19 protein-coding genes are annotated in these 21,370 nt (G+C 45.0%); 10 read left to right on the top strand and 9 right to left on the bottom strand.

Annotation, left to right across the window (positions count from 1 at the left end; genetic code table 11):
• Positions 1 to 105 precede the first annotated feature (105 nt).
• From gyrA to dnaA, 6 genes are all read right to left on the bottom strand, one after another.
• Positions 106 to 2,676 (bottom strand): DNA gyrase subunit A, encoded by a 2,571-nt coding sequence (gene gyrA / locus HMPREF1548_RS04170; protein WP_021634527.1) that lies wholly within the window; start codon positions 2,674 to 2,676, stop codon positions 106 to 108.
• 35 nt (positions 2,677 to 2,711) lie between these two features.
• The gene (gyrB, locus tag HMPREF1548_RS04165; RefSeq protein WP_035320994.1) at positions 2,712 to 4,652 is read right to left on the bottom strand and encodes a DNA topoisomerase (ATP-hydrolyzing) subunit B; all 1,941 of its coding nucleotides are present in this window, start codon (positions 4,650 to 4,652) and stop codon (positions 2,712 to 2,714) included.
• 223 nt (positions 4,653 to 4,875) lie between these two features.
• Positions 4,876 to 5,958, bottom strand: a complete 1,083-nt coding sequence (gene recF, locus HMPREF1548_RS04160) for a DNA replication/repair protein RecF (protein WP_021634525.1) — start codon at positions 5,956 to 5,958, stop codon at positions 4,876 to 4,878.
• Positions 5,959 to 6,032: 74 nt separating this feature from the next.
• Positions 6,033 to 6,239 carry an RNA-binding S4 domain-containing protein gene (locus tag HMPREF1548_RS04155; protein ID WP_021634524.1) on the bottom strand — a complete coding sequence of 69 codons (207 nt, stop codon included), beginning with the start codon at positions 6,237 to 6,239 and terminating at the stop codon, positions 6,033 to 6,035.
• Between the two features lie 45 nt (positions 6,240 to 6,284).
• Positions 6,285 to 7,391 carry a DNA polymerase III subunit beta gene (gene dnaN / locus HMPREF1548_RS04150; RefSeq protein ID WP_021634523.1) on the bottom strand — a complete coding sequence of 369 codons (1,107 nt, stop codon included), beginning with the start codon at positions 7,389 to 7,391 and terminating at the stop codon, positions 6,285 to 6,287.
• Between the two features lie 315 nt (positions 7,392 to 7,706).
• Positions 7,707 to 9,074: a chromosomal replication initiator protein DnaA gene (gene dnaA / locus HMPREF1548_RS04145; protein WP_021634521.1), complete on the bottom strand. Its 1,368-nt coding sequence runs from the start codon at positions 9,072 to 9,074 to the stop codon at positions 7,707 to 7,709.
• A 538-nt stretch (positions 9,075 to 9,612) separates the two neighbouring features.
• On the opposite strand from dnaA, the gene rpmH reads away from it, so the two are divergent.
• The 7 genes from rpmH to HMPREF1548_RS04110 all read left to right on the top strand — a co-directional run bounded on the left by rpmH (position 9,613) and on the right by HMPREF1548_RS04110 (position 15,286).
• On the top strand, positions 9,613 to 9,747 hold the full coding sequence (gene rpmH, locus HMPREF1548_RS04140; RefSeq protein ID WP_009255045.1) for a 50S ribosomal protein L34: 135 nt from the start codon (positions 9,613 to 9,615) through the stop codon (positions 9,745 to 9,747).
• Between the two features lie 51 nt (positions 9,748 to 9,798).
• Positions 9,799 to 10,134, top strand: a complete 336-nt coding sequence (rnpA, locus tag HMPREF1548_RS04135; RefSeq protein ID WP_021634519.1) for a ribonuclease P protein component — start codon at positions 9,799 to 9,801, stop codon at positions 10,132 to 10,134.
• A 7-nt stretch (positions 10,135 to 10,141) separates the two neighbouring features.
• Positions 10,142 to 10,351, top strand: coding sequence for a membrane protein insertion efficiency factor YidD (gene yidD / locus HMPREF1548_RS04130; RefSeq protein ID WP_021634518.1), 210 nt, complete (start codon positions 10,142 to 10,144; stop codon positions 10,349 to 10,351).
• Positions 10,352 to 10,382: 31 nt separating this feature from the next.
• Positions 10,383 to 11,768 carry a YidC/Oxa1 family membrane protein insertase gene (locus HMPREF1548_RS04125; protein ID WP_025487947.1) on the top strand — a complete coding sequence of 462 codons (1,386 nt, stop codon included), beginning with the start codon at positions 10,383 to 10,385 and terminating at the stop codon, positions 11,766 to 11,768.
• Positions 11,769 to 11,876: 108 nt separating this feature from the next.
• On the top strand, positions 11,877 to 12,500 hold the full coding sequence (gene jag / locus HMPREF1548_RS04120; protein ID WP_025487946.1) for an RNA-binding cell elongation regulator Jag/EloR: 624 nt from the start codon (positions 11,877 to 11,879) through the stop codon (positions 12,498 to 12,500).
• Between the two features lie 24 nt (positions 12,501 to 12,524).
• The gene (gene mnmE, locus HMPREF1548_RS04115; protein ID WP_021634515.1) at positions 12,525 to 13,913 is read left to right on the top strand and encodes a tRNA uridine-5-carboxymethylaminomethyl(34) synthesis GTPase MnmE; all 1,389 of its coding nucleotides are present in this window, start codon (positions 12,525 to 12,527) and stop codon (positions 13,911 to 13,913) included.
• A gap of 8 nt (positions 13,914 to 13,921) precedes the next feature.
• The gene (locus tag HMPREF1548_RS04110; RefSeq protein WP_051358314.1) at positions 13,922 to 15,286 is read left to right on the top strand and encodes a replication-associated recombination protein A; all 1,365 of its coding nucleotides are present in this window, start codon (positions 13,922 to 13,924) and stop codon (positions 15,284 to 15,286) included.
• 119 nt (positions 15,287 to 15,405) lie between these two features.
• On the opposite strand, the gene HMPREF1548_RS04105 is transcribed toward HMPREF1548_RS04110, so the two are convergent.
• Positions 15,406 to 16,338, bottom strand: coding sequence for an MDR/zinc-dependent alcohol dehydrogenase-like family protein (locus HMPREF1548_RS04105; protein WP_021634513.1), 933 nt, complete (start codon positions 16,336 to 16,338; stop codon positions 15,406 to 15,408).
• 254 nt (positions 16,339 to 16,592) lie between these two features.
• On the opposite strand from HMPREF1548_RS04105, the gene HMPREF1548_RS04100 reads away from it, so the two are divergent.
• From HMPREF1548_RS04100 to rsmG, 3 genes are read left to right on the top strand one after another with little or no spacing between them, the layout of a single operon-like run.
• Positions 16,593 to 17,207: a hypothetical protein gene (locus HMPREF1548_RS04100; protein ID WP_021634511.1), complete on the top strand. Its 615-nt coding sequence runs from the start codon at positions 16,593 to 16,595 to the stop codon at positions 17,205 to 17,207.
• 15 nt (positions 17,208 to 17,222) lie between these two features.
• On the top strand, positions 17,223 to 19,148 hold the full coding sequence (mnmG, locus tag HMPREF1548_RS04095; RefSeq protein WP_021634510.1) for a tRNA uridine-5-carboxymethylaminomethyl(34) synthesis enzyme MnmG: 1,926 nt from the start codon (positions 17,223 to 17,225) through the stop codon (positions 19,146 to 19,148).
• Positions 19,145 to 19,876, top strand: coding sequence for a 16S rRNA (guanine(527)-N(7))-methyltransferase RsmG (gene rsmG, locus HMPREF1548_RS04090; protein ID WP_021634509.1), 732 nt, complete (start codon positions 19,145 to 19,147; stop codon positions 19,874 to 19,876). Before mnmG ends, rsmG begins: the two co-directional genes overlap by 4 nt.
• Here the strand turns inward: rsmG and HMPREF1548_RS04085 are convergent.
• Positions 19,873 to 20,532, bottom strand: coding sequence for a hypothetical protein (locus HMPREF1548_RS04085; protein ID WP_021634508.1), 660 nt, complete (start codon positions 20,530 to 20,532; stop codon positions 19,873 to 19,875). The two genes, rsmG and HMPREF1548_RS04085, sit on opposite strands and share 4 nt — an antisense overlap.
• A gap of 375 nt (positions 20,533 to 20,907) precedes the next feature.
• The gene (locus HMPREF1548_RS04080; RefSeq protein ID WP_021634507.1) at positions 20,908 to 21,258 is read right to left on the bottom strand and encodes a hypothetical protein; all 351 of its coding nucleotides are present in this window, start codon (positions 21,256 to 21,258) and stop codon (positions 20,908 to 20,910) included.
• Between the last annotated feature and the right edge of the window lie 112 nt (positions 21,259 to 21,370).

The raw sequence follows: 21,370 nt of genomic DNA, 5'->3' as shown, positions 1-21,370 counted from the left end.
CTATGAAATAAGCAGATAACTTAATGGTTATCTGCTTATTTCTTCCGGACATCTGTTGTTTTCAACTGCAGATGCCGCTTTCTCTTTTTTTATTGGAACTTATAATTATTCATCCTCTTCTTCCGTAGGGAAAATCAGATTTTCATCTTCGTCCGCGCTGCTTACATATCTTTCTTCCTCTGGAATATCCTCCATGGCATCCTCCGGATTATCGAATTCCTGGCTTCCATCAGAAACTCGCTCTCTTACCTTGGCTATCTGCGCTACCTTCACGCCCTTATCCAGATTGATCATCTTCACGCCGGAGGTGATTCTTCCCAGAATGGAAATATCCTCTACCCTCAGCTGAATGATAATTCCTTCGGTGGTGATCATCATGATCTCATGATCGTCATTTGTGGCTTTCACGCCCACAACATAGCCCGTCTTCTCTGTAATCTTATAGCACTTAACGCCCTTTCCGCCTCTCTTCTGCACGGAGAACTCTTCAAGATAGGTACGCTTGCCCATACCGTTCTCGGACACGATTAACAGGGAATCGCCCTGGCTGTCAAGCTGCATGCCCACGATTTCGTCACCGTCATCCAGGTTCATGCCGATAACACCCATGGACATTCTTCCGGTCGCCCTCACATCAGTTTCCTTGAAGCGGATACACATGCCATGTCTGGTTACCAGGAAGATTTCCGTATCCGCGTCAGTGATTTTAACCTCAATCAGTTCATCGTCATCGCGCAGATTGATCGCGGCAAGGCCGTTTTTACGTACATTGCTGTATTCCATAACCGGAGTTTTCTTCACGATACCGTTTCTGGTTACCATGAACAGGTTCTTATTGTCCTCATAATCCTTCACAGGGATAATGGCCGAGATCTTTTCTCCCGGATTCAGCTGGAGAAGGTTAATGATGGCCGTTCCCCTGGCCGTCCTGCTTGCTTCGGGGATTTCATAGGCCTTTAACCGGTACACCCTGCCGTAGTTGGTAAAGAACATGACATAATGATGGGTGGTGGTCATCAGCAGATCGGCGATGAAGTCCTCCTCGATGGTCTGCATTCCCTTAATTCCCTTGCCGCCGCGGTTCTGGGATTTGAAATTATCAACGGTCATACGCTTGATATATCCCAGATTGGTCATTGCAATTACGGTATTGTCCCTGGGGATCATATCCTCCATGGAAATATCATACTCATCATAGCCGATGCGGCTCCTTCTGTCGTCACCGTACTTCAGGGCAGTTATCTGGATTTCCTCACGGATAACACCCAGCAGCAGCTTCTCATCTGCAAGGATCGCCTTCAGCTCCGCGATCTTTGCCAGCAGCTCCTTATGCTCATTTTCCAGCTTCTCTCTTTCCAGACCTGTCAGAGCGCGCAGCCTCATATCTACGATGGCCTGCGCCTGTGCATCTGAAAGTTCAAAGCGGTTCATCAGGTTTTCCTTGGCAGCCTGGGTATTCTGGCTGGAACGGATAATGCGGATCACTTCTTCGATATGATCCAGGGCAATCAGCAAGCCCTGTAAAATATGATCCCGCTCTTCCGCCTTATTCAGATCATACTTTGTCCTTCTTGTTACCACATCCTCCTGGTGCTTCAGATACAGCTTCAGCATTTCCAGAAGGTTGAGCACCTTAGGCTCGTTGTTGACCAGCGCCAGCATAATGATTCCGAAGGTATCCTGCATCTGCGTATGCTTGTAAAGCAGATTCAGGATTACGTTGGCATTGGCGTCTCTTCTGAGTTCAATGACAATACGGGTTCCTTCTCTGTTGGATTCATCCCTCAGATCGGTAATTCCGTCAATTTTCTTCTCTTTATGCAGCTCCGCGATCTTTTCGATCAGACGGGCCTTGTTCACCATGTAGGGAAGCTCAGTTACGATAATCTGGCTCTTACCATTGGGAAGTGTCTCAATATCGGTTACCGCGCGCACCCTGACCTTTCCCCGGCCGGTACGATAGGCTTCTTCCGCTCCCCTGGTTCCCAGGATAATTCCGCCCGTAGGAAAATCGGGCGCCGTTATGATCTGCAGAACCTCTTCTATATCCGTATCCCTGTCTTCATTTACCCGATTGTCAATCAGCCTGACAACCGCATTCACTACCTCCCTTAAATTGTGGGGAGGGATATTGGTAGCCATACCTACGGCAATACCGGAGGTACCGTTTACCAGAAGATTGGGATAACGGCTGGGGAGTACAGTGGGTTCCTTTTCCGTTTCATCAAAGTTGGGTACGAAATCTACCGTATCTTTATTGATATCGGCCAGCATCTCCATGGAAATCTTGGAAAGCCTGGCCTCTGTATAACGCATGGCGGCCGCGCCGTCGCCGTCCTCGGAACCGAAGTTTCCGTGTCCGTCAACCAGCGGATATCTTGTGGACCACTCCTGGGCCATATTAACCAGCGCCCCGTAAATGGAGCTGTCGCCGTGGGGATGGTACTTACCCATGGTATCGCCGACGATACGGGCGCACTTTCTGTGCGGCTTATCCGGACCGTTGTTCAGCTCTATCATGGAATAGAGAACACGCCTCTGCACCGGCTTCAGGCCGTCCCTGACATCAGGAAGCGCACGGGATGCTATAACGCTCATGGCGTAATCAATGTAGGAATTTTCCATGGTTTCCTTCAGATCGACGTCATGGATTTTATCAAAAATATTATCTTCCATTCTTTAATGACTCTCCGTTTCTCCAGTAACTGTCATCAGATATCCAGATTCTTGGCATACTTGGCGTTCTCTTCAATGAATTCGCGCCGGGGCTCCACTTTGTCTCCCATCAGTGTGGTAAAGGTAAGATCAACCTCAGACTCCGCCTCTTCATCCATATTTACACGGAGAAGAATACGTTTTTCAGGATCCATGGTTGTCTCCCAAAGCTGCTCGGCATCCATTTCTCCCAGTCCTTTGTAACGCTGTATCTTGTTGTTCTGATCTCTTCCCACCTCTGAAAGAATCTGATTCAGCTCTTCATCGCTGTATGCATACCACTCTTTTTTATTTTTCTCCAGCTTATAAAGAGGAGGCTGCGCCAGATATACATGTCCCTGCTTAATCAGATCAGGCATAAAACGATAAATAAAAGTAAGCAGGAGAGTTGCAATATGGGAGCCGTCAACATCGGCATCCGTCATGATAATGATCTTATGGTATCTGAGCTTGGAAATATCAAAATCGTCATGGATTCCCGTGCCAAAGGCTGTGATCATTGCTTTTATTTCCGCATTGGCATATACCTTGTCAAGCCTTGCCTTTTCCACATTCAGGATCTTACCGCGCAGAGGCAGGATGGCCTGTGTGGCACGGCTTCTTGCCTTTTTGGCGGAGCCGCCGGCGGAATCTCCCTCTACGATGTAGATTTCACAGTTTTTAGGATCTTTATCGGAGCAGTCAGCCAGCTTTCCGGGCAGGGACATGCCCTCCAGAGCTGTTTTTCTTCTGGTCAGCTCCCTTGCTTTTCTGGCAGCCTCCCTGGCACGCTGCGCCAGAATGGATTTCTCACAGATGGTCTTGGCCACGGCCGGATTCTGCTCCAGGAAATAGGTAAGCTGCTCGCTTACCACACTGTCCACCGCGCCCCTGGCCTCGGAATTTCCAAGCTTCTGCTTGGTCTGTCCCTCAAACTGGGGATCCTCTATCTTCACACTGACAATGGCAGTCATACCTTCCCGGATGTCTTCTCCGGTAAGGTTCGTCTCATTGTCCTTTAACAGCTTTTTATTTCTTGCATAATCATTAAAGGTCTTGGTTATTGCATTCCGGAAGCCGACGAGATGCGTCCCGCCCTCCGGCGTATTGATGTTGTTGACAAAGCTGTAAACGCTCTCCACATAGGAATCGTTGTGCTGCATTGCCACTTCCACGTATACGTTATTCTTGCTTCCCTCAAAATACATGACATTTTCATAAAGAGGGGTCTTGCTCTTATTCAGGTAAGAGACAAATTCCTTGATCCCGCCCTCATAGTGGAAGGATTTCTCCTGGGGATTCTCTTCCCTGGTATCTCTGAGTATGATCTTAAGGCCCCTGGTGAGAAATGCCATCTCACGCAGACGCTGCTTGAGCACGTCAAAGTCATATTCCGTGGTTTCCTGGAAAATCGTGGCGTCAGGCTTAAAGGTAACCTTAGTACCCGTCTTATCCGGATCACATTCGCCAACAACCTTCAGGGTATAGACTGCCTTTCCCCTTTCATAACGCTGTCTGTAAACCTTGCCTTCCTGGCAGATCTCTACCTCCAGCCAGTCAGAAAGGGCATTCACTACGGAAGCGCCTACTCCATGGAGACCTCCGGATACCTTGTATCCCCCGCCGCCGAACTTTCCGCCCGCATGAAGGATGGTAAATACCACTTCTACAGCGGCAATGCCGGCTTTATGGTTGATACCGACAGGAATACCACGTCCGTTATCTATAACCGTAACGGAATTATCCTGATTAATTGTAACATCGATGGTATCACAATAGCCGGCAAGAGCTTCATCCACCGCATTGTCTACGATTTCGTAGACCAGATGGTGGAGTCCCCTGCTGGATGTAGTACCAATATACATACCAGGTCGTTTGCGGACCGCTTCCAAACCTTCCAGTATCTGTATCTGGTCCGCGCCATATTCGCTGTGGCTTTCTGTGTTTTCAGTACCCATATATTCCTCCATTTCACTGCAAAAGGCCAAAATTAAACAAAAAGAGCACAAATAGATAGAAAAGCCTACAGACCCTTATGATCAGGCCCATAAGTTTTTCTACCTGTTTGCCTATTCTGTTTTATTATATCATGAATTTGCTTTGTCCACAATAGACAGAATATCGACCGTTTCCGACTGTGAAGCCATACATAACAGTTCAGGCCTGTCCGGACTGTTACAGCTATACCGCGGCGATGGTTCCGCTCGTAACCTTGAACACTTTATTGATTTCAAACCGGTTATTGATAAATTCATCCAGACCGGTGCAGGTAATGATCGTCTGAATATCCCCTATGCTGTTCAGAAGATAATTCTGGCGGCTGCTGTCCAGTTCGGACAGGACATCGTCCAGAAGCAGTATGGGGGTATCGTTTGTCATTTTTTTAACGAGTTCGATTTCCGACAGCTTCAAAGAAAGCGCCGCCGTCCTCTGCTGTCCCTGGGAACCAAATCTCCGGATATCTATGTCGTTGGCAATAAAGGCAAAATCATCCCGGTGCGGCCCTACAGTCGTCTGCTTCAGCCGGATATCCCTTTCCTGGCCGGCGCGGAGCCTGTTTTCGAAATCCTCCGCGGAAATATCCGGTTCATAGGAGATCACCAGCTTTTCCCTTCCGCCGGAAAGGCTGTCATGGATGCTGCCGATAATCCCGTTCAGCTGCTCCACAAAAGCAACGCGCCTTGCAATAATTTTTTTCCCGAATTCCACCAGCTGAATATCCCATACATCCAACGTCCCCCTCAGGGAGGGATTCATGTACATATCCTTGAGCAGCCGGTTTCTCTGGTTTACTATTTTATTATAGTTGTTCAGGTTATGCAGATACATGGGATCAAGCTGACAAAGCTCCATATCCACGAATCTGCGCCTTTCCGAAGGGCCATTTTTAATGATACTGAGATCCTCCGGGGAGAAAAAAACAACATTCATCAGCCCCAGAAGCTCTGTGGCCTTCTTCAGCTTTCTTCCGTCGATAGCAATCCCTTTTGTCTTATTTTTGCGGAGATGCATGTCGATTTTGATCTCATCCCCGTCCTTTTCCAGATAAGTCCTGATGTGAGCCTCTTCCTCTTCGAAGTTAACAATATCCCGATCCTTTGTTCCCCGGTGGGATTTTGTCGTGGCACACAAATAAATCGCCTCAAGGATGTTCGTCTTCCCCTGTGCGTTGTCCCCGTAAAGAATATTCGTGCCTTTGTCGAAGCTCATATCCAGAAAAGCATAATTCCTGAAATTGGATAGCTCCAGTGATTTGATTACCATGAAAATTACCCGATACTGCCTTTCAAAACTGCAGCAGCCCATAACGTATAACGTCATGAACTGCCGCAGAAAAATTACTCGATTTTAAGAGTCTGTCCGTTAAATTCCACAAGATCCCCGGGAACCAGTTTTTTACCGCGCTGCGTTTCCACCTGGCCGTTCACCTTAACAAGCCCGTCCTGCACCGCATACTTGGCATCCACCCCGGACTCGGCAAGGCCGGCTGCCTTCAGAGCCTGTCCCAGCTTAATATATTCATCTTTTATTTTAAAAGTCTGCATTTTTATCCTTCCGCTTCCAAAACTGCCGTAAACGTCCTTCCACAGTTACACTGTTGTAAAGTTAACCGGCAGAATCAGATAGATATAATTATTTTCCTCATCCCTGATAAAGCAGGGAGCTTTTGGATTTACCAGATAGATAGTGATCGTTTCGTCGTCAATAACACGCAGGGCATCAATGAGGAACTTGGGGTTAAAGCCGATCATGAGATCTTTTCCCACCTTGGAAATATCGATTTCTTCATCCATGCTTCCCACCGTGGAATTGATCTTAAGCTCCATGGAGCCGTCTGTAATATTGATAATAATGGGCTTTTTATCCCCTTCCTTGATGAGCAGGGTCGCTCTGTCAATACAGTCAAGGAGCTCTTTTTTATTGATCTCAACCTTGGTTTCATAATCGCTGGAAAGCATCTGATCGATCTTGAAGTATTCACCCTCAATCAGCCTGGAAACCACCGTGGTATTTTCAAATTCAAAAACAATATGCTTGTCTGTAAAGAAAATCGTTACGTCCTTATCCGCATCACCGCCCAGGATCTTGCTGATCTCGTTCAGTGTCTTTCCGGGAACCACTACTTTTTGGGAAGGGTAGGAGTTCTTCAGATGGATCTTACGGATGGAGATACGATGTCCGTCAAGGGAGATCACTCTCATTTCCTCACCGTTGATCTCAAAGAGTTCACCGCTCATCAGCTTATTGTTATCGTTGTCAGAGATGGAAAAGATCGTCTGGCGGATCACTTCCTTCAGGGTATACTGTGACAGGACAATGGATTCATTTCTTTCAATCATGGGAAGATAGGAAAAATCTTCTCCTGATTTTCCAATGATATTGAACTTTGCCTTTTCACAGGTGATGGTCGTTTTAAAATTACTGTCGGTTGTGATGGTGATATCGTTGTCAGGCAGCTTCCTTACGATTTCCAAAAAGATCTTGGCATCCAGGGCAATGATCCCTTTTTCAACGATGTCGCCTTCAATAATTGTTTCAATGCCAAGCTCCATATCGTTGGCAGTCAGTTTAATTTCTCCTCCGGTGGAATCAATGAGGATACATTCCAGGATGGACATGGTGGTTTTATTCGGCACTGCTTTGGATACCACCTGAAGACCTGTTAACAGATTGCTTTTGGAACAAACTAATTTCATGTGTGCATAAACTCCCTTCTGCGAATTCACATTAACGTACCGGTTGCCACGCCGCGCGCGATCTTTTATTAATTAAAGTATTTAGTAATATTAAATAGTAGGGGATGTAGATATGTGGATAACCCTTTTTATTATACATTTTGCAAGGAAAACTGAAAATAATAACTTGTTTAAAACTGACGGACAGGCTGAGGTTAATTGTCAGGATATTCACAAACGTTCTGAACCGCCGATCCAGGGCATCCTGCCGTAAAAATTCCTATTCACAGCCTGTCCCCATACTGCCCACAGCTTGTCAACTTTTTTTAAACAAAGTTATACACATATCTTCTTCTTGATAATTTCAATGTTATTCTTAAGCTCTTCGTTGGTGGCAAGCTCTTCTGAGATCTTATTGGCTCCGTGAATTACGGTGGTGTGATCTTTTTTACCAAGCAGCTTGCCGATGTTGGCCAGTGAGGTTTCCGTCAGATCCCTGCACAGATACATAACGACCTGGCGGGGCAGTACGAATTCCGAGTTCCTCTTTTTGGAGGTGATGTCTTCAGGATTAACACCATAGTGCTCGGCAACTACCTTAATAATAAGTTCAGGCGTGATCTTGTCGGGCTTGTCCGGATTGATGATATCCTTCAGCGCATCCTCCGCCAGCTCCATCGTGATCTCAGGCTGGTTCTCAATCTTGGATTTGGCGATGATACGGTTGAAAGCGCCCTCCAGCTCACGGATGTTGGATTTAATGTTGGTTGCAATATACTGGAAAATGGAGTCGTCGATCTTTTTATCATAGTTCTCCGCATTCTTGCGCAGAATTGCCATCCTGGTCTCATAATCAGGGGGCTGGATATCTGCGATCAGGCCCCATTCAAAGCGGGAACGGAACCTTTCATCCAGGGTTTCCATTTCCTTGGGCGGTTTATCGGAGGACAGAACGATCTGTTTTCCGGCGGCATGAAGGACATTGAAGGTATGGAAGAACTCCTCCTGTGTACTTTCTTTTCCTATTATAAATTGGATATCGTCGATCATGAGGACATCCACCGTACGGTATTTGTCACGCAGCTTGGTCATGGCAGCCGCATTACCGCTTCGGATGGATTCAATTACTTCATTAGTAAAGGACTCCGAAGTAACATAAATAACCTTCATGTCCGGATTCTGTTCCAGGACAAAATGGCCGATGGAATGCATAAGGTGGGTTTTGCCCAGTCCGGCCCCGCCATAAATATAGAGGGGATTATAAGCGTCACCGGGGGATTCCGCAACGGCAAGACAGGCGGAATGGGCGAATTTATTGTTGCTTCCTACAACGAAGGTATCGAATTTATACTTCGGGTTCAGGTTTGCATTTTCATAATTGATATTAAAGGTGCCGCTGAAGGGGGACTTCAGATCCTCAGCGGAGGACTTGTCCTTCCTGGCATCCTTCTCCAATATAAAAGAAACTTCATAATAATGATCCATCATTTCTGTAATGGTAACACGGAAGAAGTCTTTATATTTGGAAGAAATATAATTAAGTGCATGTGACTGGTTCGATGTGATAAGAATGATTACCACATCATCCTGTACATCGAAAAACTTCAGTGGTTCTATCCACGTATGATATGAAACATCGGAGAGATCATATTCTTTTCTGATGGTTTCCTTAATTTCATCCCATCTGGCCTCGATTGCCTGCATCCCTAAACCTCCTAAACTAACTGAAAATACATCTATCTTATCTTACTCTAAAAAAATGCAAATATCAAATGTTAATTATGGGGATAAGATTTTTCCACAGGGTGTGAACGGAAGGGGGTGGAAGTTAACATATTTGGGGTTTGGGATGTGTAAATGTGGATAAGTGGAAAAGTGAAATCAACATATAAACATCCAGATTTTATGCGGCTTTGATAATAATTTTTAAATTGAGAATAAAAATTAAGCTGAGTTTATCCACAAGTTATACACAATTTGTGGATAATGTTATGTTAAGTGGAAAGAATCGTTGGCAGCGTGTGGATTATTTTTCCGGGGCTAGATATTGTATAAAAAATGAAATTTTAGTAACTACATATTGTATTAGTGAAAAACACGATTTTTACCGCCTTTTTTCAGCGTTTTTTTTATTGGGGAAAATGCGCGGTTTTGCTTGACTTGCGGGGTTTCTTCCTATATAATCGGTAATGATATTTTCTGACACAACATCAGAAACCCAAGTGAAGGAGGTGCATCTTTAATGAAAATGACATTTCAGCCTAAGAACAGGCAGAGAAATAAAGTTCACGGCTTCAGAGCCAGAATGAGTACTCCGGGAGGAAGAAAGGTACTGGCAGCAAGAAGAGCAAAAGGAAGAAAGAGATTATCCGCATAGGCCGCAGTTTTGTGGCCTTTTTTTCTCTTTCCAGGAAAGATTGGATGTAGAATGAATTTTTCGGAAAGCTTGAAGAAAAACCAGGATTTTCAGTCTGTTTACCGGAAGGGCAGATCTTATGCCAATAAACTGTTGGTCATGTATGTGTTGGAAAATAACATGGAAAGAAACAGACTTGGAATTTCTGTAAGTAAAAAAGTAGGGAACAGCGTTGTGCGTCATCATGTCACAAGGCTGGTGCGCGAAAGCTACAGACTGCAGGAGAATATATTTAATAGTGGTTTAGATATAGTAGTCATAGCCAGAGCGAATGCAGCTTCGGCTTCCTATGCGGAAATCGAGAGTGCATTGTTGCATTTGGGTAAGCTTCATAAAATTATAAGCTGAATTGGATATGAAAAAGATTGTAATTGCCCTGATTAAAGGATATAGAAAGTATATATCACCAATGAAAAGTACAAAATGTCCTTATTTTCCCACCTGCAGCGAGTATGGGCTTCAGGCTGTGGAGAAGTACGGTGTCATTAAGGGCGGCTTGCTTGCTTTTTGGAGAATTTTGAGATGTAATCCCTTTTCCAAGGGAGGCTATGACCCGGTTCCTTAAAGAGGGCGCCGGTTTAAGGAGGAAATAAGTTTTGCCAGGAATTATTTTGACCAAAAGTGCGACTCCTGTTATCGGGTGGGTTGCCACGTTGCTCGGTTATATTATGGAGGGTATCTTTTATATCCTCAACCTGATCGGGATTCCCAACATCGGTATCGCTATTATCATTTTCACCATTGTTATTTATATGCTCATGCTTCCTTTGACAATTAAGCAGCAGAAGTTCTCAAAGCTGAGTAATAAGATGAATCCTGAGCTGCAGGCCATCCAGAAGAAATACAATGGAAAGAAAGACAATGATTCCATGATGGCCATGCAGAATGAAACGCAGGCCGTTTATGCAAAATACGGTGTTTCACCTATGGGCAGCTGTGTCCAGATGCTGATTCAGCTCCCTATTATCTATGCTTTGTATAAGGTTATTTATGCCATTCCTGCTTATATCGGACAGGTTAAGGAGGCGTTCTTCCCCCTGGTGGACAAGCTGATTGCCCAGCCGGGAAGCGCGGAGTTTATTCAGGGCTTCCGTAATGCTGGGATGTATATGAAGCAGTTTTCCAATGAACTGTTTACTGCCGGGGATACAACCTATGTACAGAATACGTTTATTGATGTGCTGAATAAAGCGTCAACTCCGGAATGGGCGACTCTTGCTGAGAAATTTCCCAATTTATCAGCGGATATCGCTGCCACTACGGAAAAGCTTGCTTCCTACAATAATCTGTTTGGCATGAATATCGGGGATTCCCCTTCTTATTATCTGTCCAATGCGATGCAGGCTAAGAATGTACTTCTGATTATTGCAGCGCTTGCCATCCCTGTACTTGCTGCAGTTACCCAGTGGCTGAACGTTAAACTCATGCCCCAGCCGGAATCCAATGGCGAGCAGAACAGCATGATGTCTTCCATGAAGATGATGAACAATATCATGCCCATCATGTCTGCGGTATTCTGTTTCTCACTGCCTGCCGGTGTTGGTTTATACTGGGTTGCCAGTGCGGTGGTAAGAAGTATTCAGCAGGTGCTTGTTAATAAGCATATTGATAAGACTGATTTTGATCAGCTGATTGAGAAAAACAAGGACAAGGCCAAGAAAAAGCAGGAAAAACGGATCAAGCGGATGGAAAAGGCCGGAATTGATCCTAAGACCATAAACCAGTATGCCAGCATGAATACACGTAATGTGCAGCCTTCCACGAAGCCTGTGACAGCTGCAAGCACTTCTTCTAAAAAGCCCGCGGGATCAAAAGCGCCCATGACGGCGGAGGAGAAGGAAGCGGCCGTGAAGAAGGCGACGGAGATGTATAACAAGAACGCGCCGAAGCCCGGAAGTATTGCTGCAAAAGCAAATATGGTTAAGGTTTATAACGAAAATAATAACAGCAGGCCGGAAAAGGACAGCACCGGTAAGAAATAGGATGCAGCAAAGCCGGAGGGCGGACTGCAGTAAGATAAGATGTTATGGAACTGTGAAGCAACGGTTCCTGTGATGATTGCCGCGCCCGGCGGCAGAACGGAGGAAATTATGGAGTTCGTAGAATTTACTGCCAAGACAGTGGATGATGCCATTACCGCAGCATGCCGTAAATTTCTTGTGACCAGTGATAAGCTGGAGTATGAAGTGATAGAAGAAGGTTCTACCGGTTTCCTGGGATTTAATGCCAAGCCCGCGAAAATCAGGGCAAAGGTTAAGGGAAGCGTTGAAGATACGGCCAGAGAATTCTTAAATGATGTATTTGCCGCAATGAAGATGACTGTTGTGGTTGATGTGAAGTTTGATGAAACAGACGGATTTCTTGACATCGATTTAAGCGGCGATGACATGGGAGTTCTTATTGGAAAAAGAGGACAGACCCTCGATTCCCTCCAGTACCTGGTTTCCCTCGTAGTCAACAAGGAAGCGGAAGAGTATATCCGTGTTAAGGTTGATACTGAGAATTACCGTAAGAGAAGAAAAGAAACGCTGGAGAACCTGGCAAAGAACATAGCATATAAGGTAAAGAGAACGAAACGCAGTGTTTCTCTTGAGCCTATGAATCCGTATGAAAGAAGAATTATTCATTCTGCCCTTCAGAATGACAAATATGTTACAACCCACAGTGAAGGGGAAGAACCTTTCCGTCACGTTGTAGTTACCCTGAAGAAATAAGCAGGGACAGAGGTAGATGGATTTATGAAACAGACTGAAACAATTGCTGCAATTGCAACGGCACTGTCTGATTCAGGAATAGGAATTGTCCGTATCAGCGGAGAAGATGCAATTGAAATTGGAAACAGGGTTTATAAATCAAAGAATGGCTGCCATAATCTTAAGGATTATGGCAGCCATACCATTCACTACGGTTTTATTGTGGATGGAGAAGAAATCCTGGACGAAGTAATGGTAGCCATTATGAAAGCGCCTAACAGCTATACTAAGGAAGACACCGTCGAGATCAATTGTCATGGCGGTGTTTTAATCATGCAGAAAATTCTTGAAGCTGTTCTGAAGCAGGGCGCCAGGCTGGCAGAACCGGGCGAGTTTACAAAGAGGGCATTCCTGAACGGAAGAATTGATCTTGCAAGGGCGGAGGCTGTCATGGATTTGATCCATTCCAGAAATGAATTTGCCCTGAAATCTTCCGTAAAGCAGCTGAAGGGTTCCGTATCCGACTGTATCCGGAAAATGCGGGAGGAAATCCTTTATGAAATCGCTTTTATAGAATCAGCACTGGATGATCCGGAGCATATCAGCACGGAAGGCTATCCTGAAAAGCTTCTTCCAAAGATCCAGGATCTTCTGGGCAGGTGTGAAAAACTGATTAATTCCGCTGATAACGGCAAAGTCCTGAAGGAAGGGATCAATACGGTCATCGTTGGAAAGCCCAATGCGGGTAAGTCATCTCTTCTTAACATCCTGGTAGGTGAGGATAAGGCCATTGTAACGGATGTGGCTGGAACCACAAGGGATGTTCTGGAGGAATCGATACGTCTGCATGGAATCGGTCTGAATATCATTGATACCGCAGGGATCAGAGCCACTGAGGATGTGGTGGAGAAAATAGGGGTGCAGCGCGCCCTGAAATATGCAAAGGATGCAGATTTGATCCTGTATGTGGTAGATTCCAGCGTGGCGCTGGATGAAAGCGATGAGGAAATACTTGATTTATTAAAGGATAAGAAATGCATAATTCTTCTGAATAAAACGGATCTTGAACCTGTGGTTACGGAAGAGATGCTGCGTGAAAAAATAGGGGATCCCAGGGTCTGCATGATACGGACTTCCACAAAGGATAATACGGGAATTGAAGCGTTTGAAAATACGATAAAGGATATGTTCTTCGGCGGGATGCTTTCTTTTAATGAGGAAGTGGTCATTACCAGCATGCGCCATAAGCAGGCTCTGGAAGAAGCAAGGGACAGTCTGCTTATGGTGAAGAAAAGCCTGGAGGATGAGATGCCGGAGGACTTTTATTCCATTGATCTGATGAGCGCTTATGCTTCATTGGGTCTTATTATCGGTGAGGAAGTGGGAGAAGATCTTGTTAATGAGATTTTCAGCAAGTTTTGTATGGGTAAATAATTATGAAAATGGAGCAGATGTCATTATTTGATGACAACAGGATCACCTATGATCCCCTGGCGAGCAGACTCAGGCCGTCCGGGCTGGATGAGTTTGTAGGGCAAAAGCACCTGATCGGTGAAGGAAAGGTATTGCGCAGGCTGATAGATCAGGATATGGTTTCCTCCATGATTTTCTGGGGACCGCCGGGGGTTGGAAAGACGACTCTGGCAAGGATTATCGCAAGAAAGACAAAGGCTGAATTTATTGATTTCAGCGCGGTAACAAGCGGGATCAAGGAGATTAAGGAAGTCATGAACCAGGCGGAAAGCGCCCGGCAGATGGGAATGAAGACCATTGTGTTTGTTGATGAAATCCACCGTTTCAACAAGGCGCAGCAGGACGCTTTTCTCCCTTTTGTGGAAAAAGGAAGCATTATACTGATTGGCGCCACTACGGAAAATCCTTCCTTTGAAATCAATGCCGCTTTGCTTTCCAGATGTAAGGTTTTTGTGCTGCAGGCCCTCACCACCGATGATGTGGCGCAGCTGCTCCGCCATGCGCTTAGTTCCCCCACCGGCTTCGGCCGTCAGAAGATAGTCATATCGGATGATATGATAGAGATGATAGCGGCTTTTGCTAACGGAGACGGACGTACGGCGCTGAATACACTGGAAATGACGGTATTGAACGGTGAAATACAGCCCGACGGAACCACGGTGATAACAAAAGAAATCCTGGAGCAGTGTACCAGCAAGAAATCATTGCTTTATGATAAGAAGGGGGAGGAGCATTACAATCTGATCTCCGCCCTTCATAAATCCATGAGAAATACGGATCCGGATGCTGCGGTGTACTGGCTTTCCAGAATGTTGGAGGCAGGAGAGGATCCGCTTTATGTGGCAAGAAGGCTGGTGCGCTTTGCCAGTGAGGATGTGGGCATTGCAGACAGCAATGCGCTTGTGGTCGCAGTGGCTGCCTATCAGGCCTGTCATTTTAACGGTATGCCTGAATGTAGTGTGAATCTGGCACAGGCAGTGGTATACCTGTCAATGGCTCCCAAGTCCAATGCACTATATGCAGCTTATGAGAACTGTAAAGAGGATGCTGTTAAAATGCTGGCGGAGCCGGTTCCGCTACAGATACGTAATGCCCCTACCAGGCTCATGGAGGAGCTTCATTACGGAGAAGGTTATATCTATGCCCATAATACGGAAGAAAAGGTTACTGCGATGAGGTGTCTGCCGGATTCCCTGAAGGATAAAAGATATTATGTACCTACCGGTGAGGGAAAGGAAGCAGAGGTTAAGGAGAAGCTTGACCGTATTCTGCAGTGGAAGAGGGAACAGGAAAATAAGAAAAGACAGGGAAATAAGGAAAGTAAGGAAGAATAAGAACAACAGGGAAAAAACAGGGAGCACTGACAGCGCGATCTGCCAGTGCTCCCGCAGGTAATCAGGTATTGGGTGAGGGAATGGCCGGCCTTCGTTTCTCTGTCTTGCTTAAAAGAGATTCAGACAAAGGAAAAGCCGGCTTTAAAGGCTTTTGAGGCAAACGCTTTTTCAAAATCCTTTAATTCATAAAGCTCTATTTCCGGAAGATGGATTTTGTTATCGTTAAGAAGCCTGAGTGCGGGTTCAAATGGGCCGCAGCGGCTCCCAACGATAGTAAGCTCATTTACCGCCACCATGCTCATGTCGATGCTGAGTTTTCCTGAATAGGTGCTTTTCAGCAGAATGGTGCCTTTTTTACGGACAAGTTCCATTGCCTGGGGAAGCCCTGTTTCGGAACCTGTACATTCTGCCACGATTTCATAGCCTTCCTTTTCCCCGCAGGTTGTAACCCTGGCGAAGGGACGGAAAAGCTCCAGTTTCTCTGGATGGCGGCCGATTACCGTAAGATCAACACCGGTGAGCGCCAATACCTGCGCGGTGAGAAGCGCCAGCCTGCCATCCCCTAAAACAGCTGCATTTTTATCCGGTGAAATATGCACCTGGGTAAGGATTTCCAGGGCGGCGGCCAGCGGTTCGGTAAAGATGGCCCGGGTATCCGGCAGTTCGTCCGGCACCAGATGAAGAAGAGAGGTATCGATAGTCATATATTCTGCAAAACAACCATCTTTATTGTCCATACCCAGAACCCGGCGGTTGGAACAGTGTGTGGGCCTGCCGGTCCGGCAGTAGATGCATTTGCCGCAGGCTGCATTCAGTTCACCTACCACGCGGCGGCCTTTTAGCTTTTCATCCGGGGACTCCACAACCTCGCCAACAAATTCATGACCCATAATGCCGCGAAATGAGGGGCGGTATCCTTTCCGCACTTCTTTGTCCGTATTGCATACGGCGCTGTAGTGTATTTTTATCAGGCTTTCGCCTTCTTCAGGAACCGGTATGGGAAGATCTTCCCGGTAAACGGCGCCGGATCCGTCATAGTATAATCCTTTCATTCAATTCCTCCTTTTCTGTCGCTTTCTATGAAAAATATTGTGCTGCAGTCCGTTTTTAGTAACTGTCCAGCGGGGCAGCGTATTTAGCTGCGCAGGCCAGTGCTTTGCACTGATCGTAAGACAGGCTTATGTTTTCATAGTATCATTTATTTTGTGTATTTTCTATTAATTTTTTTTGTGGTATGATGAATCCATAAGTATGCAGAAATCGTTTTAAATACTGCAGTTTACAGAAATCAGGGGGACAGGGCAAGATGAAAAAAGAATCAAATATGGGATTGCTTTTTTTAATGGCTGTTGGTATTGTAGGACTTGGACTTTATTACGGTGCGACAGATAATTATGGAAGCGGGGAAATACAGCTGTATCATTTTATTTGCTGGATAGTACTGATAATTGCTCTGCTGCGGGCGCTGGAGCTGGTGTGGGAGCCGGTGAAGTTTTTCTGGGATCAGGCCTGGGGAAAGGTACAGGAAAACCGTAAAAATGCTACGGATTCTATGGAAAATGCACCCAAAGATGTCCTTTCCGGCGAAGAGATGCAGACTTCCATAATTGTTCCTGAGGCAGGCCGGCGGGTTTTTGCAGAAAGAGAGTATGCAGGGCCTGTGAGGGAAGCAGCGGCTGCACGGGAAAGTGTTCTGAGGGAGGAACCTGTCCGTGAAAGTGTAATTCGTGAAAATACTGTTCGTGAAAATACTGTTCGTGAAGATGCCGCTCGGGAAGGTGTTGCGCGTGAAGGCATTGTTCGGGAAGGCGCTGTTTGTGAAAGCGCTGTTGCGCCGGCTGTTATTATTACACCACCTCCGGCCATGGCTGATGTGTATTCAGAAGAAAAGAAGAAAAAAAACAAAAAAAAGAAAAAATAGAAGGAGTTATTCATTATGCCGCAAATCAGGGAATGCTATGATGTTTGTGTGGTGGGGGCGGGACATGCCGGATGTGAGGCAGCGCTGGCCTGTGCCAGAATGGGATTGGAGACAGTGATCTTTACGGTCAGCGTGGACAGTATCGCGCTGATGCCCTGCAACCCCAATATCGGCGGTTCCTCTAAGGGCCATCTGGTCCGGGAAGTGGATGCCCTGGGCGGTGAGATGGGTAAGAATATAGATAAGACTTTTATTCAGTCCAAGATGCTGAATGTTTCCAAAGGGCCGGCAGTCCATTCTCTCAGGGCGCAGGCCGACAAAGCGGAGTATACCTGGCAGATGCGTATGATACTTGAAAATCAGGAGCATCTGACAATTAAGCAGGCGGAGGTATGTGAGCTTCTGGCGGAGGATTTGCCGGATACGGATGATGGTTCAGGAAAATGCAGGAAGAAAATTACAGGAGTAAGGATTTATACGGGCGCTGTTTATGAAGCAAAGGCGGTCGTATTATGTACGGGAACCTATCTGAATGCGCGGTGTCTGTGTGGTGAGGCTATTACCTATACAGGGCCGAATGGCCTGCAGCCCGCAAATCACCTGACGGATTCCCTGAAGGCGCTTGGGGTTGAGATGAGGCGGTTTAAGACCGGGACGCCGGCGCGTATGGATAAGCGGACAATTGATTTTTCCAAAATGGAAGAACAGCGGGGAGATGAAAAAGTGGTTCCTTTTTCGTTTTCCACTATACCTGAGAGTATCCAGAAGGATCAGGTTTCCTGCTGGCTGACCTATACCAATGAGGAGACCCATGATATTATTCGCGCCAACCTTGACAGATCACCGATTTATGCGGGAATTATAGAAGGGACAGGGCCAAGATACTGCCCGTCTATTGAAGATAAAGTGGTAAAGTTTGCGGATAAGAAAAGGCACCAGGTATTTCTGGAGCCGGAAGGTATCCATACAAATGAAATGTATGTGGGAGGTATGTCATCATCTCTTCCGGAGGACGTTCAGCTGGCAATGTACCGAAGTGTTCCTGGCCTGGAACACTGTAAAATAGTGAGAAATGCGTATGCAATTGAATATGATTGCATTAATGCAAGGCAGCTGTATCCTACCCTGGAGTTTAAAAATATTGAGGGACTGTTCAGCGGCGGGCAGTTCAATGGAAGCAGCGGTTATGAAGAAGCGGCGGCACAGGGACTGATAGCCGGAATGAATGCGGCCCTTTCCATACAGGGAAAGGAGCAGATAATTCTGGATCGTTCCCAGGCTTATATCGGGGTGTTGATTGACGATCTGGTAACCAAGGATAATTTTGAGCCATACAGAATGATGACCTCCCGCGCTGAGTACAGACTTCTTCTCCGTCAGGATAACGCGGATATCAGACTTCGTGAAATAGGCTATAAAGCTGGACTTGTAGGAAAAGAAGAATATGAAGCAACCATATATAAGCAGAAACAGATCCAGGAAGAAATGAACCGTCTGAAAAAAACGACGGTAGGAGCTTCCGCTTCAATCCAGTCATTTCTTGAATCACATGGAAGTTCACCTTTGAAAACTGCCGCAAGCCTTTCGGAGCTGATCTGCAGGCCTGAACTGGATTATGAAATTTTAGGGGAGATTGATCCCGACAGAAAGCCCTTACCTGTTGATGTAATCGAGCAGGTGGAAATAGAACTGAAATATGAAGGATATATATCCAGACAGCTGCGTCAGGTAGAGCAGTTTAAAAAGATGGAAAAGAAAAAGATCCCGGAATGGATAGATTATAATGATATTTCCAGCCTCCGTCTTGAAGCCAGGCAAAAGTTGATTTCCTATAAGCCGGTATCCGTAGGACAGGCATCAAGAATTTCAGGAGTTTCACCGGCTGATATTTCGGTTCTTCTTATTTATCTGGAGCATCTGGGAAAGCAGGAAAAAGCATGAAAAGCTATAATTTGACACAATTCAGAAAAGATCTAAGTGAACTGTCGATAGAACTGGATAAGAACCAGGAAGAACAGTTTATGCAGTATTATGAACTGCTGATCCAGTGGAATGAAGTAATGAATCTGACAGCTATTACTGATTTTGATGAAGTTTTAAAAAAACACTTTGTAGACAGTCTTTCTTTAATAAAAGCGGTGCCGGAGCTGACGAAGGAAGGGTACTCAGTCATTGATGTGGGGACAGGAGCCGGTTTTCCAGGAATCCCTTTGAAAATCGCATTTCCGGGATTAAAGGTAACACTTCTGGATTCCCTGAATAAGAGAGTAAAGTTTTTGAATGAGGTAATTGCCCAAATCGGACTGGCGGATATAGATGCAGTTCATGGAAGAGCGGAGGACTATGCGAAGCCGGGATTGTTCCGCGAAAAGTATGATCTGTGTGTGTCACGGGCAGTTGCTAATATGGCCACATTATCCGAATATTGCCTGCCGTTCGTGAAGGTTGGGGGAAGGTTTATTCCTTATAAATCCGAAAAAATAGAAGAGGAAGCGGCTGCCGCAAAAAAGGCCTTTTATCTCCTGGGCGGGGAAGTGGTGGAAAATATTGAGTTTAATTTACCATATAGTGATATTTACAGATCCCTTTTTATTATAAGGAAAAAGGCTCCTACACCCGGAAAATATCCCAGAAAGGCGGGACTTCCGGCAAAGGAGCCAATCAGTTAATTTTTTTTCATATCCAGGTATCCCATGAGAACTACCCATACGTAAGCACAGGTTTTGGGGATCATGAGCATGCCTATCAAAGGAATCATATCAGCCCATAATACAACCGGGATATAGAAGCCGAAGCTTAAGGTGATTGCAAGCCACATAAAGCGGAAGTTTCTGTCCCGGTTTTCTTTTGCTTCCTGATAGAATAGAACAATAATCAGTATTCCCATCAGGGCGAAAGGAATGTTCCGGTAAATTCCCCAGGATAATGGTGCATCGGCACTGGCCCATTTGTTTTGGGGAAGCAGACAGAGTATAATTCTTATCAGGGCAAGTCCGTACATGGCAAAATTCAGCGATTTCGTGTCTGCCTTATGATATCTCATTTTCCAGATTTCAAAAAGAATCAGATAAAATATGGTCATTGTTATTGAGGTAATCAGTTTTCCAACGCCGAGGGCAGCTGTATGGGCGGCAAGTCCGTCAGTGCATAGGGAATAGGCTCTTGGGATCAGATGAAAGGCATCACCGCAGCCAAGTATGACAGCCATAATTCCAAATAGTTTATATTCTTTTCTTTCTTTTGATTTGGTTATCATGATGATTCCCAGTGTGATGACAGTAATTAAATATACTGCATCAAAAAGTGTTTCCATAATTGCCTGCATTAATATCTCTCCTTTTATTGTATTAAACGATTATCAATATGAACAATGTTCATTATAGACTTATTATACATGGATGTCAACGATATTTTTTATTTTTTGTTTGAAAGTAGTCGGGTGCTAGAGCATCCCTGAATCTATTATAGATAAATGTGGTAAGCATTGAGGCCACATATTTAGCTCCTGTATAGGAGAGTAGTGATCCGGTATAAAAGATTCTGGGGAATTGGGTGTAATGTCATTATTGAAAGAAAGATCAAATCGTCAGCTGTTGATCTTTATTGAGAGAAAGATTGAATCCTCTGCTGTTTGTAGAGAAATACTGTCTACTATCTATTACAATCTATAATTCCATGATAAACGATATGGAATATATATTCATAACCTGCGTATAAGTATACCTTTAATGTAATCTGTTTCGTTATGGGGTTGGTAAATGAATTCTTTTTCATTTTCTGTATATTCTATTAATATTTTTATTTCCGAATCACGTTTCATTAAATCAACGATACATATAATAGCATCAACTTGTTTTCTTTTATCTGTTTCTACCCATACATCAATGCCGTAACCATCCATTGAAGAGGTATTATCTAAATAGCCATAGTCAACTCTATAAATAAAGTCAGAAAACTTAGGATGAACAGCTCCCTTAGGCCTATCTATTATGATTTTTGATTCACTCACTATTCTATCTATTGCATTCCAAAAGCTATCATTTGTTTCCATGACTTTACCTCATAACATATCTTTTATAAATTTATTTTTAGTATATGTTTGTGTTCTAAATCTATATTATTTATACTGTTCTTATATTCTATATTCTATATTCTATATTCTA

The organism is Clostridium sp. KLE 1755, from assembly GCF_000466465.2.
In the GTDB taxonomy this organism is placed as follows: Bacteria; Bacillota; Clostridia; order Lachnospirales; family Lachnospiraceae; genus Eisenbergiella; species Eisenbergiella porci.
The sequence above is the reverse complement of the archived record's forward strand: the minus strand, read 5'-3'. Positions and strand labels throughout refer to the sequence as shown.